Source organism: Mesorhizobium sp. CAU 1741 (genome assembly GCF_039839275.1).
Classification (GTDB): Bacteria; Pseudomonadota; Alphaproteobacteria; order Rhizobiales; family Rhizobiaceae; genus Aerobium.
In genome coordinates this window covers 624,099-640,132 of the sequence record NZ_JBDOQP010000001.1, presented here as the reverse complement: position 1 = coordinate 640,132, position 16,034 = coordinate 624,099, and the positions used below count along the sequence as shown (strand labels likewise).

The 16,034-nt window shown below is 60.2% G+C and carries 18 protein-coding genes and 1 tRNA gene; 4 read left to right on the top strand and 15 right to left on the bottom strand.

All coding sequences use genetic code 11. The features are described from left to right. Nucleotides 1-137: 137 nt before the first annotated feature. Nucleotides 138-1,616, bottom strand: a complete 1,479-nt coding sequence (locus AAFN84_RS03145) for a hypothetical protein (protein ID WP_347513050.1) — start codon at nucleotides 1,614-1,616, stop codon at nucleotides 138-140. Continuing rightward, complete coding sequence (locus AAFN84_RS03140; protein WP_347513049.1) at nucleotides 1,613-1,972, bottom strand: hypothetical protein; 360 nt, start codon at nucleotides 1,970-1,972, stop codon at nucleotides 1,613-1,615. The genes AAFN84_RS03145 and AAFN84_RS03140 overlap by 4 nt, the downstream gene beginning before the upstream one ends. A 286-nt stretch (nucleotides 1,973-2,258) precedes the next feature. Here AAFN84_RS03140 and AAFN84_RS03135 point away from each other — a divergent pair, with 286 nt between their 5' ends. Further along, complete coding sequence (locus AAFN84_RS03135; RefSeq protein ID WP_347513048.1) at nucleotides 2,259-2,525, top strand: helix-turn-helix transcriptional regulator; 267 nt, start codon at nucleotides 2,259-2,261, stop codon at nucleotides 2,523-2,525. Nucleotides 2,526-2,580: 55 nt separating this feature from the next. Here AAFN84_RS03135 and AAFN84_RS03130 read toward each other — a convergent pair whose 3' ends face one another. The 3 genes from AAFN84_RS03130 to AAFN84_RS03120 all read right to left on the bottom strand — a co-directional run bounded on the left by AAFN84_RS03130 (nucleotide 2,581) and on the right by AAFN84_RS03120 (nucleotide 5,078). Next, nucleotides 2,581-2,952, bottom strand: coding sequence for a DUF3768 domain-containing protein (locus AAFN84_RS03130; protein WP_347513047.1), 372 nt, complete (start codon nucleotides 2,950-2,952; stop codon nucleotides 2,581-2,583). Between the two features lie 9 nt (nucleotides 2,953-2,961). Then, nucleotides 2,962-3,654, bottom strand: a complete 693-nt coding sequence (locus AAFN84_RS03125) for a hypothetical protein (protein ID WP_347513046.1) — start codon at nucleotides 3,652-3,654, stop codon at nucleotides 2,962-2,964. A gap of 191 nt (nucleotides 3,655-3,845) precedes the next feature. Next, entirely contained in the window at nucleotides 3,846-5,078 is a 1,233-nt protein-coding gene (locus AAFN84_RS03120) for a PD-(D/E)XK nuclease family protein (RefSeq protein WP_347513045.1), read from the bottom strand. A gap of 251 nt (nucleotides 5,079-5,329) precedes the next feature. Between AAFN84_RS03120 and AAFN84_RS03115 the strand changes: the two genes are divergently transcribed. Further along, nucleotides 5,330-5,953, top strand: coding sequence for a hypothetical protein (locus AAFN84_RS03115; protein ID WP_347513044.1), 624 nt, complete (start codon nucleotides 5,330-5,332; stop codon nucleotides 5,951-5,953). A gap of 49 nt (nucleotides 5,954-6,002) precedes the next feature. On the opposite strand, the gene AAFN84_RS03110 is transcribed toward AAFN84_RS03115, so the two are convergent. The 5 genes from AAFN84_RS03110 to AAFN84_RS03090 all read right to left on the bottom strand — a co-directional run bounded on the left by AAFN84_RS03110 (nucleotide 6,003) and on the right by AAFN84_RS03090 (nucleotide 9,754). Next, nucleotides 6,003-6,965, bottom strand: coding sequence for a hypothetical protein (locus AAFN84_RS03110; RefSeq protein ID WP_347513043.1), 963 nt, complete (start codon nucleotides 6,963-6,965; stop codon nucleotides 6,003-6,005). Continuing rightward, a complete protein-coding gene (locus tag AAFN84_RS03105) occupies nucleotides 6,958-7,242 on the bottom strand; it encodes an AlpA family phage regulatory protein (protein ID WP_347513042.1) in 285 nt (94 codons plus the stop codon). Before AAFN84_RS03105 ends, AAFN84_RS03110 begins: the two co-directional genes overlap by 8 nt. A gap of 74 nt (nucleotides 7,243-7,316) precedes the next feature. Next, nucleotides 7,317-8,309, bottom strand: a complete 993-nt coding sequence (locus tag AAFN84_RS03100) for a hypothetical protein (protein ID WP_347513041.1) — start codon at nucleotides 8,307-8,309, stop codon at nucleotides 7,317-7,319. Continuing rightward, nucleotides 8,302-9,504: an integrase arm-type DNA-binding domain-containing protein gene (locus AAFN84_RS03095; RefSeq protein WP_347513040.1), complete on the bottom strand. Its 1,203-nt coding sequence runs from the start codon at nucleotides 9,502-9,504 to the stop codon at nucleotides 8,302-8,304. The genes AAFN84_RS03100 and AAFN84_RS03095 overlap by 8 nt, the downstream gene beginning before the upstream one ends. A 174-nt stretch (nucleotides 9,505-9,678) precedes the next feature. Further along, nucleotides 9,679-9,754: transfer RNA gene (locus AAFN84_RS03090), tRNA-Ile, on the bottom strand. Between the two features lie 113 nt (nucleotides 9,755-9,867). On the opposite strand from AAFN84_RS03090, the gene AAFN84_RS03085 reads away from it, so the two are divergent. Further along, entirely contained in the window at nucleotides 9,868-10,587 is a 720-nt protein-coding gene (locus tag AAFN84_RS03085; RefSeq protein ID WP_347513039.1) for an SIMPL domain-containing protein, read from the top strand. 78 nt (nucleotides 10,588-10,665) lie between these two features. Here AAFN84_RS03085 and AAFN84_RS03080 read toward each other — a convergent pair whose 3' ends face one another. From AAFN84_RS03080 to AAFN84_RS03065, 4 genes are all read right to left on the bottom strand, one after another. After that, nucleotides 10,666-11,034, bottom strand: a complete 369-nt coding sequence (locus tag AAFN84_RS03080) for a hypothetical protein (RefSeq protein WP_347513038.1) — start codon at nucleotides 11,032-11,034, stop codon at nucleotides 10,666-10,668. A 101-nt stretch (nucleotides 11,035-11,135) separates the two neighbouring features. Next, nucleotides 11,136-11,720, bottom strand: a complete 585-nt coding sequence (locus tag AAFN84_RS03075) for a GNAT family N-acetyltransferase (RefSeq protein ID WP_347513037.1) — start codon at nucleotides 11,718-11,720, stop codon at nucleotides 11,136-11,138. A gap of 4 nt (nucleotides 11,721-11,724) precedes the next feature. After that, nucleotides 11,725-12,138 (bottom strand): ketosteroid isomerase-related protein, encoded by a 414-nt coding sequence (locus tag AAFN84_RS03070; RefSeq protein ID WP_347513036.1) that lies wholly within the window; start codon nucleotides 12,136-12,138, stop codon nucleotides 11,725-11,727. Between the two features lie 52 nt (nucleotides 12,139-12,190). After that, complete coding sequence (locus AAFN84_RS03065; protein ID WP_347513035.1) at nucleotides 12,191-12,637, bottom strand: YcgN family cysteine cluster protein; 447 nt, start codon at nucleotides 12,635-12,637, stop codon at nucleotides 12,191-12,193. A 166-nt stretch (nucleotides 12,638-12,803) separates the two neighbouring features. On the opposite strand from AAFN84_RS03065, the gene AAFN84_RS03060 reads away from it, so the two are divergent. Further along, nucleotides 12,804-14,726, top strand: a complete 1,923-nt coding sequence (locus AAFN84_RS03060; RefSeq protein ID WP_347513034.1) for an OmpA family protein — start codon at nucleotides 12,804-12,806, stop codon at nucleotides 14,724-14,726. Between the two features lie 277 nt (nucleotides 14,727-15,003). Here AAFN84_RS03060 and AAFN84_RS03055 read toward each other — a convergent pair whose 3' ends face one another. Beyond that, nucleotides 15,004-15,873 (bottom strand): NAD(P)-dependent oxidoreductase, encoded by an 870-nt coding sequence (locus tag AAFN84_RS03055; protein ID WP_347513033.1) that lies wholly within the window; start codon nucleotides 15,871-15,873, stop codon nucleotides 15,004-15,006. Nucleotides 15,874-16,034: the final 161 nt, after the last annotated feature.

Here is a 16,034-nt window from a genome sequence, read left to right as displayed (position 1 = left end):
GGCAACTCGTGGCTTCCGGTTTCAGCAGTGATGATCGCTGGCACTAACGACCGCAGAGGGGTCGAAAGCGGGCATTAGCTAAGGTTCACATTAGCAACGTTCGTGAGAATACTCACCCTCAGCGCTGTCTGTCGGAGTTAGCGGGCCGTTCCGCCAAGAGCACCCATCAGCGTCTGAAACGCCTCTCGCTCGCTAGGCGTCATATAGATAATGTCGCCGGGCTGGAACGTGGGCTGGTTGTCCGGCGGCGTGCTCAACCATTGGCGAACCTGCTCAGTCGCAAACGAGGCGCGGCCGTCGAGCCCGCAGACGTTCTCACGCACGATGAGGATGGCGTCAGTTTGTAGACCACGCTCGCGTAGGAACAATCCTTCCATCCACGGGTAATCGTCGTTCTTGTCGGGGCCGAATATGTGAAACAGGAACTTCTTGGCCGTGTCATCACGGTTCGACAGGTACGTCACTGTCTGCCCGCGCCAAGTCCCATTGACCTCTAGCTCGTCAAGTTCAGGGATGAGTTGTAGCTCGGGATCATGGGCAAGCGCTTCGCAGGTGTGGCTCGGATAGGGTTGTTGGGCCGGATGGGCATCGAGCCCGATCTGGTACAACTCCTCAAATTCCGGACTGCCGGGAAAGCGTGCCGCCTTCTGCTCCTGCTGTGCGGCGCGGACATTCTCGGCTGCGGTGATGCTGGCGCGGGCGCGCGTAGGTTCAGCAATGAGGTTTCCGTCAAACCCGCACACCCGATCCTGCACGCTGATCAGCGTGAGATATCGCCCGTTGGGCAGAGGCAGCAGGTGAAGCTGGTCGATGTGCCCGTGGATCGCTTCGGTGTAATCCCCGCTCATCAACTCGCGCAGCGCCGCCTGCGATTGCGTCTGGTTCGCCGTCGAGTACCAAGCGGGAGCTTGGCCGCTTGGATAGGCATAGGCCAGTTCCTGCCGCATGATCTGCATTTGCCAAGCGGCCTGCTGCCGTTCGATACAGTCCGAGGCTTGAGCCGACGAGGGTAGAGCAAGCGCTGCCGTAGAGATCATCCCGAACAATGCGGTGGCGATCTTCCTGCGCCGTATTCTAGCGACCTCATGCATCCTAAAAATTCCCGTCGATGCGAAGACAGAATTGATCGATGGTCGATACCTCGCCCGGTGTGACCATGGCCCCCGCGCGCACCTCGTCATTCGTCTGAGCGGAATCATCCCAAATGAGGGTTGAGCAGACAAGGCAACAACCGGCTCGCTGGCGCGCAGCCCGATGAACTGCAAGCTGAAATGTACCGGATCAACGCTTCGATTGACGGCACTGAATGCGAGCCGCGCTCGTGGGACTGGATAGCCGAACTCCGTTGCTTCCCCGAATTGGAAATTGTTCAGAGTGACGCTGCCAGCACTGTAGCTGGCCTCAGCCAGACGTTCGATGAGGTTGCACCGCCATCGGCCCGCCGTCCAACCTTCTGGCGGTAGCGCGGAGCTTTCCTCTGTTCGATCTGCGTTGGACAGGATGTTCTCAATGTCTTCCGGTGTCAGGTCCTGTGCATGTGCGCCGATGAAATATGGTGCCGTGAAGGTTATTATGATCAGCGTCTGAACAAGCGTGCGGCGAACGAATGCCATCATGCTCCCGACGCTCCGGCGTTATCCGTTTTCCGCCGACCTTTCCGCCATGCGACGAAGCTAAGCACCGCCAGCGCCAGCGCCACGTACGCCCAGATTTGCAAGTCCGCGAACACTCCGGTGCCGATGGTAAGCCCGGCAAGAGTTGCAAGCGCAAACACGATCAGCGAAACGAGCGGCAGGCCGAACGCAAACGCTCCGCCGATGAAGTAGAGTATGCCCATGATGATGCCGACGCCGCCCGCTTCTGATGTCGTGGCATCGCCAACGACGTCTGAGCCGATGCTGATCGCGCACGATTGCAGCAGCACCAGCATGCCGAGGGCCAAGCCCAAAATTCCAATGGCGATGCGCATCATGCACCCCCCCACGTCAGCAGGGCGGCGCATAGGGCCCTTGCAGGCTCGTCGGCGCGTGTGGCGGTTGCCGTCGCAGGTGTGCTGCCAAATTGGCCTCGTAGCACCTGCCGAGGCTCGCAGGCGTACAGCGCGCGGCCCGAATTCTATCGCGGTGATCAAGAAATACCTCCTCCATCGAGACTTGCTCCTACAACAGGTTAGCGCTGTCGGACAGCTACACCTGTGGTGGAATAGGGGACTGTAAGTCCGTCGATTGTCAAGCCGCTGAACTGTTCTATTCAGCCGCATGAATGTGCGACAAACCATCGGCTGGAATGTTCGACGCCTGCGCGTGGCCAAAGGACTCAGCCAAGAGAGGCTGGCGCTCGAGACCGGCATTGATCGCTCATATGTCGGTCGCGTCGAGCGCGGCTCGGAGAACGTCACCGTTGCGACGTTGGAAGCCATGGCGGCGGTGCTGGAAGTTGAGGTCAAAGCGCTCTTCGACCCGGTGGAGACTCCTGATTCACCACCCCCGTCATTGCCGTCTGGACGCAAGCGAAAGACTGGTTGATCCCGCTCGCCGCAGCCGAGCAGCAGGGGCGACGCGGGGCACGTGTTGCTTTCCATCAGTATTCATCCGCCCGCATGATCGTCATGACGCGAATGGTCAATTCCGGGTCGCTTGGGTCAGGCGAGGCGTTGCTCAGGCCGAGATCGTAGTAGTCGATTTTCCAGAAGTACCGTTCGCCGTTGTGCTCGACCGCACCGAAGTCGCGCTCCTCGTATGGATCGTTCTCGGTAGCAAAGGCGTCAAAAGTCTGCACCGCCTTGAGCAGCGCGCGGTGATTGGTAGGGTCGAGGGCTCTCACGCCCGGCGTCACGACGACGGTGCCGCCCGCGAAGGTGCGCCGGAAGGTGTCGTTCAGCCGCCGCGTTGCATGAACTTTGTTCAGCCCGTCACGGCTGACGTCGGCCATAATGGGATCGATGTCGAACATGACCGTCCCTCACTGCCCGTTGTAGCTTGGGTGCAACAGAGCCAATTGCTCGCGCGTGCGCTGGAAAGGCTCCCAGTCCGACCAATCCTGCCACTGTAGGACGAACATGCCGTCGCCTTTGTCTTCGGTCACGATGGCGGGCCACCAGCCGTCATCGCGGGCGAGAGAGGCGAGCACGAGGCTGCCGACCTTGATCTTGGTGAAATCGTCGGGCAGCGAACCGCGTTGTGGCGTTGCTGCTTGCCGGGTCACTGCCGCGTAGTTCGAGCCGGTCTCTGGTTTGACCGGGGGATTGGGATTACCAGCGGCCTGGATCAGCTTCGGCTTTCGGCGAGGGATGGTAGTGCCAACTGGTAGGTGGGCAACAAGTTGGTCGTATATCTCCTGCTTGACAAAGGGCACGAACGCCTTGCCGCTGGCGAAGATCTTGCCCTCGGGCAGCTTGTCGGCCAGCCGTAACAACACGTCAGTCTCCGCGGCAACCGAACACATTTGCATCGCATCGGCAGCGTCCTTGGCCAGTTGCGCGTCCCCCGTCCGGAATCGCGAGGCATGTGGTCGCCCATTGTCATCACGGCCGAGGATCAGCACCGGGGCCGGTCGTTTGGAAGGCGTCGGCGTTGGTAGCGCGACAAGGGGCAATTGCAGCGTAGTGGGAAAGGGGGCTGGCAACGCGGTGGCAGCGGTCACGGAAGTGTTCATTGGCTCATCTCCAAAAAAAAAGGGAGCCCGAAGGCCCCCTCGCAAGGTGTGGATGGTGAATGCCATGGTGCGCCGCCGGGTGGCGCGGCAGTTCGATGCAAGTGCTGGTTCACCGCGACTTCCCTTCGTTCGACAGCATGACAGTGCGAGCACGCAACCGCGCCCACTGGCAAGCTAACAGGATTATTTTCCTATGTCAACGTTGGTGCTGATGTGGGTCTCAAAGCGCGGTCGTAGGCTTTGATTTCATTCTCCCCAAATCGAAGAAGCGCGCTTTTGACGATTTCGATGGCACCGGCGAACTCACCGTCTTCAATTTCTTCCGGTAGAGCGACACTCTGTGAAGCCAAGCGGGTGAACATACCCGACAACTTGCCGCGCCTGCCCAGTTTAACGTCGCCGGATTCAAGCAGCTGATAGATTCTCTGCCGCGCGCCGGACTGACCCGGCCCTAGTACGAACCGCATCCTCACGCGACCTGACTTCGCCTGCGCAAGTTCGATCAACATAAGCCTGTTGGATGACGTCCAAGTCCCATCCGTCATGCCGACGACGCCGTCCCAATCCGCGATGCCAAACCGGATAAAGTTCCGACTGAAATCATCGCACTGAACGTCCAGACCACTTGCGTCAGCCAGCATGCTGGCCAGTTGAAGCCGCTCCTCGTTTAGATGCGCGAGCAATCCGTCGCCGGTGTCCGGTCGATTATCCATCAAGAAGGCCAAGGCTTCCCGATGCTGGCTCCACAGTTTCGCGGCAAGTTCCTTCATCCGGTCATCCGTCAAGAGATGTCTCCTAAGCATTCGTAGATATGCGGTTAAGAGGGCCCGAGCATCAGGGTTGCCGAGTCCCTTGTCGGTGATCTTTTCGATCTCGCGAGCGATGGCATCAAATTCGATTGGAAGCCAATGGGATGCTTCCTCTTCGCTTACGTCGTCCCCCGCTGCGGTCAGAAACAGGAACATGTGCCGCCACCCTTCGGAACGCGGCCATTCCTCATCCACGATGCTGCGGTACCGTGTGAGCTGGCCGGAGTGCTCACGAGCATCGATTTTGAGCTCAACAGCGATAATCAGCCGCTCTTCGCGCAGCACGATTACAAGATCGATGCGACGCCATTCCCGACGGATTTGTGCTGAATCCAAATCCATCAGATGCACATCGAGTGACGAAAAATGACCGTCGGCTTGATATGCGTCAGACTGTTTAGCTTTTGCTGCGACACGCATCACTGCTCTCAGGCACTCAGCACCAAATCCATGGGGCCGCTGAGGATCCAAGCAATGCGCTAGGAAATGCGCGTGCCGAATTTCCTGCCGGATCACACCGATAGCTTCGAACGGGCAGTACACGTCGTAAGCGTTCTCGATCGCTTCAAAATCTTCATTGCCCACGACGAGTTTTTCCAGCGCCGCCTCAAGCATCCCTGCAATTTCCCTCTTCGCCTGTCACCACCATCGAAGTCCTGCCTTGGCAAAGAAGAGCACTGCGCTCCGGCCGGTAAAGGGTGATGTCGGCATCATGCCAATTCACATCAGCAGCAAAGTGGTATCCGCGTGGAGATGGCCCGCGGAGAACCTTACTGTCTCATCAGGCCTAGAATGCTTTGGCTCCTGGAGCCTCAGCATATGGTGCCGGATTTGCCGAATGGCTCTTCTGACACCGCAGGAAACTGATGTTCGTCATCGGCGAATCCGAAGACGACGATGCGACAACCATCGCTACCATCGAGTTGGAGAATACCATGCAATCAAAAGAACTCGTCGCAGGCTATGTCGAGTGGGTAGAAGATCGCCTCGACGCCGGTTACGAACCCTACATGCTGACATTCATGTTCAAGCCGATACCGGGCTCGCCAGCCCGCAAACAGATTGAGATGTATGACACAGTCCGCAGGACCTTCGAAAAGGTTCTGACAAGGACAAACCGACGCCCGCGCAAGGAAGCTTGGGACAGGCTGCCTCTCTGGATGGGCTGCACGGACTGGCCGATACCAAAGTGGGACAAGGATCACTACGCGAACATCGCCTTGAATGACGGCCAGCACGTGCACATAATGGCACTGGAGTCACCGCACTCGCGGCTGCGGAAGCGGGGCATTTTGTTAAGTGACCACATCTTCTTCGATGAGCAGCGGCTCTATTTCGATGCTGAGCCCCATCTCCATCGCATTCATACGATGGAGATCCATGAAACGCCGGGCGAGGTCACCGATTACGTCTTCAAGGCAATTAAGTCGGGACGCACTGGATGTGACGACATCCTCGTGCTGCCCAGAGCGGTCAGCGAACTGAACTAGAAATCGACAGCCGACACCGGGACAAAGGTCGCCCCGGTGTCGCACCCACTTACGGAAGATCTCTTGCAGGCAGTTTCTTGACGGACGTGGCATCAAATGCGCGCCACTTTCCGGGTTCGCCTGAGACGGTGGCAACGATCTTGACCCGCTCATTCTCGCGACAGTTCATCGCTCGGCTCATCTGTTTCGGTGACAGCTCGACCAAGATCTGGCAGCTCCAGTCGGGCTTAGGGGCGGAGGCACGCGCTGGCCTGTTCCCTATCGGAGTAGGGTCAGTGCCCGCATCAGCGAGAACGTCGAGTTCGAGAACATCTGCATGGGGTGAAGCATGGACCTCAACCGACGGTTCGTCCTGCCCCTCCGCCTCACCCCTATTTTCAGAGACCGATTGGGAGCGGTGAGCAGCACCAGTGCTGGCTGCCCGACTGTTCCGAGGGTCATCAGCGTGCCGATAAACCTCCGGACCAGCAAGCTTCTCTATACCACCCGCCTTTTCGATCAGATCGGGGATTTCCTCCATTGGAATAGCTTTATCGAAGAATTCGGACAGGCCGCGCGCATACGTGCAGGCGCGTCCGTACTTAGGGTCATCGTTCGGAGCCTTGAGGCAATACTGCATTGCCAATTGCAGTATACCCGACTGCACCTTGTACTTGCGGTGCTTCCAGAATGGCTTCTTCATGAAGCCCTCCATAGTGGCCGGATCATCGCGGGCTATCATGGCGAAGCCGTAGATCAGCGCCATCAACTCGCGACGCTGACGACGGAAGCTGGAGTCCAGTGCGGAGAAGGCTGTCTGACAGCGGTCCACCATCTCCAGTGGATTGTCCCTCATCGCTGGGAACTGGTTCGTGTAGCTGACGGACTTCCACCCACACATATCTGGGAAGGCGGGCGGCCTGTTCTCACTGCTTCCAGGATCGCTCGTAGCAATTTTTCGGTTACCGAAACTTTCGCGGCCGTTCGCCAGTGACAGCCTCCCGTTCAGCCGGGGCTTCTCGTTCTTAGTCATTGACGGGCCCTCCCGTCCGCTCAACAAGCTCAATAATATCGGCGGTACGCCACGCCGTGATGCGCGGCCCGAGCTTGATCGGCTGGGGATAGCGCCCTTCTTTGACGCCTTTCCACCACGTGCTGCGGCTGATTGGCAGCGGACCCAAGGGCCTGATGATCGAAGTGAGACGAACATAGCCGTCAGGTTGAAAGCCCGCGAGCAGGCGCTTTTCGGTTGCCGCCACATTGCTAAATGCATGGGTGCCGCGCAGGTTGGTTACAGTTCTGTCCTTCATTTCCTAGTCCTCTCTGTGTTGAAGAGGACCGACAGATAGAACCGTATCGGACGGCAAAACATTTGCTGGATTTTTTAGGGCAACCCTTTCGCTGCTCGATCCGATGGCGTCACCTCCTGCTCAACCTTTCGCGTTTTCGGCCGCCCGCCGGGATCGCGAATGAACTGCTTGCGAACTGCTTTCTCGGCTTCCGCGGAGAAAGGAGGATCGAGTGGGAAAGAACTGGCATCGCCCCTCGGCAGCGTGTTCATATTTAGCCCCTTAGGGTCGTACGTTTCCCGACCCGTCTGGTCGGCAACTTTCGCCACGTGCTGTAAGAGCGACTGGGTCACGAACTGAGCGCGGGCAATCCAGAGATCGAGGACAGGTTGCAGCTGATCAAACGAGAGGAAGTGCAGCCGCATCGCCTCCAACAAGGTCCGGCCGTTCCCTAGTTCGATCGTTGATGCTGCATAGATCAGTGCTCCTCGCCCCATGTAACGGCGCAGATCGCCGCGAAGCTTGCTGGTGCTGAACGCTGGAAACGTTGTCCACGCCTTCACGTCCGCAATCAGCCCCACCGCCTTGTTCAGACTGGGCTTTGCGAACCGCGTCGGATCGACTAGCTCGGCTTGCCAGAAATGGAAGATCCGCATCAGCTCGATGAAGGCATCAAGGTCCTTCGATGCATCCGCCAGAACCTCACGGTGCCGCTTTAGCGAGGACATTTTCGACAAAGTGGTCATACCGCCAATCGGATAATAGGCGAGCGTGAAAAACTCCGGTTTCATGTGCGATACACGCCCGACGAAATCGGTGATGATGTCTCGTTGCTGATGTTCCTCGAAGGCGATGCGCTCTACCCGGCCAATCGTGCTGACGATCTGTAAAGCAATAGCGTTCTTGCACAGTGTGCGGCGACCGGAGATTACCCACGTCGATAGTGCTCTCGTCACCATCTCCTTTTGATCGAGAAACTGCTCATCATCCCGCAGGAGGAATCGAAGATTGCGCCGCGGCGAAAACCGGAGCCACGTATGCTCAAAGAAAAACCTCTCTCGGGCACGGTCTGACGACTGTTTAGCCATCCCGCAGCCCGCCATTGTTCAAGTTTTCAAGGTGCATAGACCACCAGAGAAGCATGTTTCGGCGATCAGGTAGCCATTCAGCAGAGTTGTAGGCTGCACGCACCCCGTCGCGCTCGGCATGAGCCAATTGGCGCTCAATCCAGTCGCGGTTGAAACCGTGCTCGTTTAGGATCGTGCTGGCCGTCCCTCTGAAACCGTGAACTGTAGCTCGGGAATGGTAGCCCATCCGATAAAGCGCATAGATGAGCGTGTTCTGAGATATTACCCCTTCCTTTGTCTTCGCAGGCAGAAGGTAGGGGCTATCGCCAGAGAGCCGCTTTAGCTCCTCAAGAATCAGCTCGACCTGAGGCGTAATCGGTACCAGATGCTCAGACCTTGCTTTCATTCGCTCTGCCGGTATGCGCCAGAGCGCACGCTCGGTGCCCAGTGCCTCCAATTCCGACCAAACCCCAAAGCGAATTTCGGATGTGCGTAAGAATGTATGCATGACCAGTTTGAGCGCCAGCACGGTTCTGCGGTCACCTTCGTAAGCGTCTAGCGCAGACAGAAACTCCGGAATTTCGGCTTCCTTGAGTGCGGTGCGTCGCTTCTTAGGACCGGCGGAGCGCAACGCGCCCCGGATATCCTGCGACGGATCGCGCTTCGCAAGTCCGCTGGCGACGGCATATCGAAAGACTTGGCCGCAAACTTGCAGCAATCGGCGAGCAAGGACCACCGCATTACGCTTTTCGATTTTCCGAATTGTTTCTAACAGCTCGGGTGGCTCAATATCGTTGATCGGTCGGCGGCCAATTTCCCTAAAGACATCGGCTTCCAGTCTTCTCAGGATCCTGTCAGAATAACCCTGCGTCCATCCCGATTTTTGCCCATCGAACCACTCGCGGGCAACGGTTTCAAAAGTGTTCTCCGCTTCAAGTCGCTTTCTGCGCTTCAACTGCTTCTTGTGTTCTCCTGGATCGATGTCGCGGGCCAACAGTTCTCGCGCCCGGTCTCGCTGCTCGCGCGCTTCCTTCAAGCCGATTGTTGGGTAGACACCAAATGAAAGTGTCTTTTGCTTGCCATCGAATCGATAAGCCAACCGCCAAAGTTTGCTCCCACGTGGCTCGACAAGCAGGAATAGACCGCCGCCGTCGCTGAATTTCTGGGGCTTTTCAGCAGCTTTAACGGTTCGGCAGAAGACATCGGTCAAGGGCATGTTGGTATTTTTGCATAAACCGCCACTCGAAACCAACAATTTTACCAACAGGCAGCCCGGATTTCGTCGGACGCAACGAGACGACGACAAACAATACCATTGCCGCAATCCACTGAAACAGAAAGATAAAATGGCCGTTGTGGCACAAACTGGACCAAGTCGGACAGCCGAGAATGGTGGGCCCGGAGGGACTCGAACCCCCAACCAAGCGGTTATGAGCCGCCGGCTCTAACCATTGAGCTACAGGCCCCACGCGGTTGACCTAGTGGCTTTTTCCTTCGCGCACAAGTGCGCCGCCGCAATCCACACATATTCGCTATCTATCCCGCAACCAGGGACATTAAACCGGATCGGAGATCGTTCATGTACCGTCGTTACGCGCCGCTTCTGTTGGCTGCCGCCCTCGCCTTTCCCGCGCCCGTTTTCGCAGAGGAAGGACCGCGCACGCCGCGCATCGTGGTCTCCGGCGAAGGCGAGATGGCGGTCGCGCCCGACATGGCGATCCTGTCGCTCGCCGTCATGCGCGAAGCCGAGACCGCGCGCGCGGCACTCGACCAGAATAATGAGGCCATGGCAGCCGTAATAGCTGCGATGAAGGAGGCCGGCATTGAGGATCGAGACCTTCAGACCGCCGGCCTGCAGATCAATCCGCGCTATGTCTATCCGCAGAACAATGGCGGCGAGGAACAGCCGCGTATCGTCGCCTATCAGGTCTCCAACACGCTCAGCGTGCGCGTGCGCGACATAGACGCCGTCGGCGAGATCATCGATCGCTCGGTGACGCTGGGCGTCAACCAGGGCGGCAGCATCGTCTTCACCAACGACGATCCGGCCGAGGCCACGACACAGGCACGCAAGCGCGCAGTGGAAGATGCGATGGCGCGTGCCCGAACACTTGCGGAAGCAGCCGGCGCAGAGCTCGGCCCGGTGATCGAAATGTCGGAACAGGCCTTTTCGCAGCCGCCCATGCCGATGGCCGGTAAGGCACTCCGCATGGAGGCAGCCGCCGACTCGGTGCCCGTTGCTGCCGGCGAGAACACCTACCGCGTCCAGGTCAACGTCACCTTCGAACTCAAGCAGTAGTCACTCATAGCAAAAACGAAAAACGCCGGCTCTTTCGAGCCGGCGTTGATCATGCGGGTTGCCGGAGCGGCCTGGGCTTTAGCGGATGACCGGGCAGTTGCGTGCATTGGCGAACACGATCGTCGCCGGGCCATGGCCACGCGCACGCCCTGCCACGCGCAGGACGCGGCGATTTTCGCCGATGACACGCGCGCGGCGCAGTCCCATCCGCTCTGCCTTGTTCACAGCCTCGCGCGCCGAGCAGCCACGGTCGCGGTCGCGACGGAAACCGTGACGGCGGTCACGGTCGCGATCACGATCATGGAACTGTACGCCGATGCTCGGTCCCTGGCTGCCGAAGCCGAGATAGATGCCGCCGCTCTGGGCTTGGGCGGTGGCGGGCATTGCCGCAAACGCGCTGATGCCGATGAGGGCGGAAAGTGCTACGGTCTTGATGAACTTGAACATGGTCTGTCTCCGGGCTGGTTGTTCGATGCCCTGGACCATAACGCGCCATTCCTGAACCGGTTTCGAACCGGTCGTTCATCAAGCGTTCAGTCTCCGCCGCTTCACAGCGCCTTGTGCCAATACTCCATCGGCTTGACGCTTTCCTCCGCCTCGCCAAGGTCACGCCAGGAAAATCCTGTCGTCAGCCCTTCGATCGGCGCATAGCCACGTTTGCGCCAGAACGCGTCTAGCGGCTGATAGTCGCGAGGTCTCGCCGGGTGATCCAGCGGCCGCACCACGGAAGAAAACAGGCAGTCTGCGAAACCAGCCGCACGCGCGGCGTCCTCGCGCGCCTCGAAGAATGTCACGCCGATGCCACGGCCGCGATGGGGCTTCAGAAGCACCGATTCGCCGAAATAGAAGAACCGCGCGGGGTCGTAGCCCCGCTCGGCAAGCGGCGCGGCGAACTCCTCGAAATGCTCGTTCAAGGGTGCCGCCGTCGCTGCGCCGACGAGATTCGTGCCATCGAACGCGCCAATGACGAGCGCGCCCGGCGCCTTCATGTAGGTCGCCAGATAGCCCCGTTCGTACGCCACGTCCCCGTCATAGTGATAGGGGAAATCGCGGAACACTTCGATGCGCAGCCGGGCAAGATCATCGAAGCGCGCCGCGGCCTCCGCGCGCGAAAGCCGACGCACCTCCACCATAGCCTCAGCCCTTGCTGACCTGCGCCGTCCAGTCGGCGAGATTGTAGTAGGTCGTCACCCGCGAGATCAGCCCGTCATCGACCTCGAAGAAGATGCCGGCCGGGAGCGAATAGGTCTGGCCGTCGGCTTCGGGAAGACCTTCAGCCGTTGCAAGGTATTTGCCGCGCACGGTGAATTCCGCCGAGGCGCGGCTGCCGCCCTGTCCGGCCATGATGACGACGTCGGACAGTTCCTCGCGATAGTGCTTGTCCATCATGCCGAGAAACCAGCGGAACTTGTCCTTGCCGATTTCGCGCGCGCCCTGGTTGATGTCGTGGGCCACGTCCTGCGACAGGCACGCCAGCATTGCGTCGTTGTCGCCGGCGTTGAACGCGGCGATATAGCGCTCCACCAGCGCGATTGTTTCAGCTTCGCTCATCAGGATGGTCCTCTGTTGAATGGCGTGCGATCGAGCCAGCGCTGCCCTGCGGCTAGGGCTCTTCCTCCAGGATATAGTCGAAATAGTCTTCCGGGTCCGCCAGTTCCTCTTCGGAAACGCTCACCCTGCCGCGCATGGAAATGCCCGCGTCATGAACGGTCTGGCGGCTACCCGAAACCAGATGGTGCCACCAGTAAAGGTCATGGCCCTCCGCCACTAGGCGGTAGGCGCATGTCGTGGGCAACCATTTCAGGGCACGCACCTTTTCCGGCGTCAGACCGACACAGTCCGGCACTTCGCTCAGCCGGTTCGGATAATCGCGGCAGCGGCATTGCGCACCATCGAACAGACGGCAACCAACGCTGGTAAAGTAGATTTCGCCGCTGTCTTCGTCTTCCAGCTTTGCCAGGCAGCACTTGCCACAACCATCGCAAAGCTGTTCCCATTCCAGCGGGGACAGTTCCTCCAGCGTCTTCTCTCTCCAGTATGGTCGGCTCATGGTGCCGGTTTGGGCGTTCGCGGCGCCGCGGTCAAGTCCATGCCGGCTGGCCACGCAATCGCCCCACAATCGCCCGGCTTCAGCCGTTGTCGCTGCTTGAGGGGAACAAAGTGCTGCATTCTAAGTTGCCTGTCCGATGGGACCACCGGACAGGAGTGAACGACCAATGAGAATTCGAACAGGTATTGTTGCGGGAACTGCGCTGGCGCTTGTAATGGCAGCCGCCCCCGCAATGTCCGCCCCCCAGATCAAAACGCCACTCGCAGCGCCCGCCGGATCGTCCCAGCCATCGGATGCCGTGTTGCTTGCGCAGGCGACTGACGCACCGAGCGAGGAAGAGTTGCGCCGTCAGCAGGAGGAGCAGGCACCGGCAGAAGAAGCCCCCGCTGAGGAAGCGCCTGCCGAGGAAGCGCCTGCCGAGGAAGCCCCAGCCGAAGCGCCTGTAGACGAGGCGCCGGCACCGGAAGCACCTGTCGAGGAGCCGGCTGCGGAACAGCCCGAGGCACCTGTCGAGGAGCCCCAACCCGAGGCTCAGCAGCCGGCGCCCGCCGAAGAGCCCACGCCTGAGGAAGCGCCCATTCCGGAGGAAGAACCTGCTGAGCAGGCGCCTGCCGCCGCAGAAGAGCCAACGCCCGAACAGGCTCCTGTTCCTGAAGAGCAGCCTGCCGCGGAAGAAGAACAACCTGCTCCCGAAGCGGCTCCTGCCGAAGAGCAGGCTCCTGCTGCAACACAGGAAGAGGCAACGCCTGAAGAGGCCCCTGTGCCTGAGGAGCAGCCTGCTGCGGAAGAAGAACAGCCCGCCCCGCAGGCGGCGCCTGCCGAGGAAGCTCCGACGCCCGAGGATGCGCCGGTTCCCCAGGAACAGCCCGCCGGGGCTCAGGACCAGCAGCCCGAACCCGAGGCTGAAGAACAGCAGAGCCAGCCGGAAGCCGACGAGGCACCGACTCCTGAAGCTGCGCCGGCCCAACAGCCCGAACAGCCAGCGGAAGCCGCCCCTGTCGAAAACGAGCAGGGCACGCCGATCCTGGACAGCCAGAAGGAAGGCAATGGTGAGCGGCCGGCCCGCGAAGCCGCGCAGCCGGCTCCGGAGCAATCAGGTCCCCCCCCTGCTTCGGATGAGGAAGCCCAGCAGCTCGAGGCCCCCGTCGAAGTCCGGTCCCTGCGCCAGGAAGAAGGGCGCCGCATTGAGCGCCGCGACGAGCGTCGCGAGAGCCGCGAAGGCAGCGATGTGCTTCGCGAGATCGGCGACCGCGTGATCCTGCAGTTCAACAACCAGACCATCGTGCGCAGCGACGATCGTGATCGCATGGGCCGCGACGCGAGCGAGGTCTACTATGAAGAACTGCCGCGTGGCCGCAGCCGCGAAACGATCGTTCGCCCGAACGGCGTGGAGGTGGTCACGATCCGCGATCGCTATGGTGACGTCATCCGGCGTTCGCGTATCACGCCCGACGGCCGCGAATACGTACTCGTCTATGCCGGGGATCGCGATTCCGAGCGCGACGAGCGACGGGAATGGCGCGATCCGGCACGCGACCTGCCGCCGTTGCGTCTGACGATACCGGTCGAGGAATACATTCTCGACGCAGGCCGAGTCGACGCGCCAGAGGACTATTACGAGTTCCTCGACCAGCCGCCGGTTGAACCTGTCAGGCGCCTCTATTCGATCGACGAGGTGAAGTATTCCGCCCGCGTTCGCGACAGCGTGCGGCGCATCGACCTCGATACGATCACCTTCGAATTCGGTTCGGCCTCTATCGCCGAGAGCGAGATCGGCCGGCTGGAAGGCGTAGCGATCGCCATGGAGCGCCTGTTGGAAGAAAACCCGGCGGAGACGTTCCTCATCGAGGGCCACACGGATGCCGTCGGCACCGACGAGGCCAATCTGGCTCTGTCGGACCAGCGCGCCGAATCCGTCGCGGCTGCCCTGACGAACGTTTTCGGCATCCCGCCTGAAAACCTCGTCACGCAGGGCTATGGCGAGAGCTATCTGAAGATCAATACGGAGGACCCGGAACGCGAAAATCGCCGGGTCGCAATGCGCCGCATCACCGCGCTGGTCTCGCCTGTAGCCGAAGCGCAGCAGTAAGGTTCCCTGCCCCGTCCCCCATTGGGGGACGACGGCGCAAGGCCCGGCCGATCCCCCTCCCGGCCGGGCCTTGCTTTATGTACAGGAGCTCTCGTCGGTCGACACAGATGACCGATGGTGGGTCCTGCCCTTAACCGGCCATAGTTGCCCGCACCCGGCCTCATCCAGGAAGTCGAAGCGGAGACTATCGGGACCCGTTGGCCTCGAAAATCATTGAATACGACCAGATCTTGCGTTGACACCTGTCAACGCCGGGCAACGTTGTCTTCGACCGGCTTCAGCCGAACGAGCGCACGACTTTCGTGTCAGATTTCTCGTACACCGCATCGGGAACGAAGAAGTCGGCAGCCAGCGGGCCCTTCGCGCCGGGAGAATAGACGGAAAAGTCACTCACACCTTCCTCGCGCAACACTTCCTCGTCGATGAAGAAGTTGCCGGTGCAATCGCGCGACGGCCGCGTCAGGATTGCATGAGCGGCATCCGCCATGATCGCGGGCGAACGGCTCATCGCCGCCACGGTTTCGCCGCCCAGAAGGTTGCGCACCGCAGCTGTATCGATGGCCGTCAGCGGCCACAGCGAATTGACCGCGATGCCGTCCTTGGCAAACTCCGCGCTCATGCCCAGCGTGCACATCGACATGCCGAATTTCGCCATCGTGTAGGCGACGTGGTTCTGAAACCACTTGGCCTGCATGTCGAGCGGCGGCGAAAGATTCAGAATGTGAGGATTACCGGCCAACTTCAAATGCGGAATGCACATTTTCGAGACCAGGAACGTGCCTCGCGTGTTGACCTGATGCATCAGGTCGAAGCGCTTCATGTCCGTGGCGAGCGTCCCGGTCAGGTTGATCGCGCTGGCATTGTTGATGCAGATGTCGATGCCGCCAAAGGTCTCGACCGTCTTTTCAACCGCCGCTGCAACCTGTACCTCTTCACGGATATCGCACAGGATCGGCAGGGCCTTGCCACCGGCTTCCTCGATGTCTTCGGCGGCGGTGTAGATCGTGCCGGGCAGCTTCGGGTGCGGCTCGCCGGTCTTCGCCGCGATCGTCACGTTCGCGCCGTCGCGGGCCGCCCGCAGCGCGATCGCCAGACCGATCCCGCGCGACCCGCCCGAGATGAACAGGGTCTTTCCCTTGAGAGACATGATTTCCTCCTCGACCCGCCTATTCGGGCATCCTGATGTCAGTCGTGGAACGGCTCGATCGCGTCGACACTCCATCGGTGCCGATGCTGGCGCTCGCCGACGATGTCGACAGAGTCGAGCCGCTGATCCGCGCGCCGGTAACGCCGCCATAGGTGGTGCAC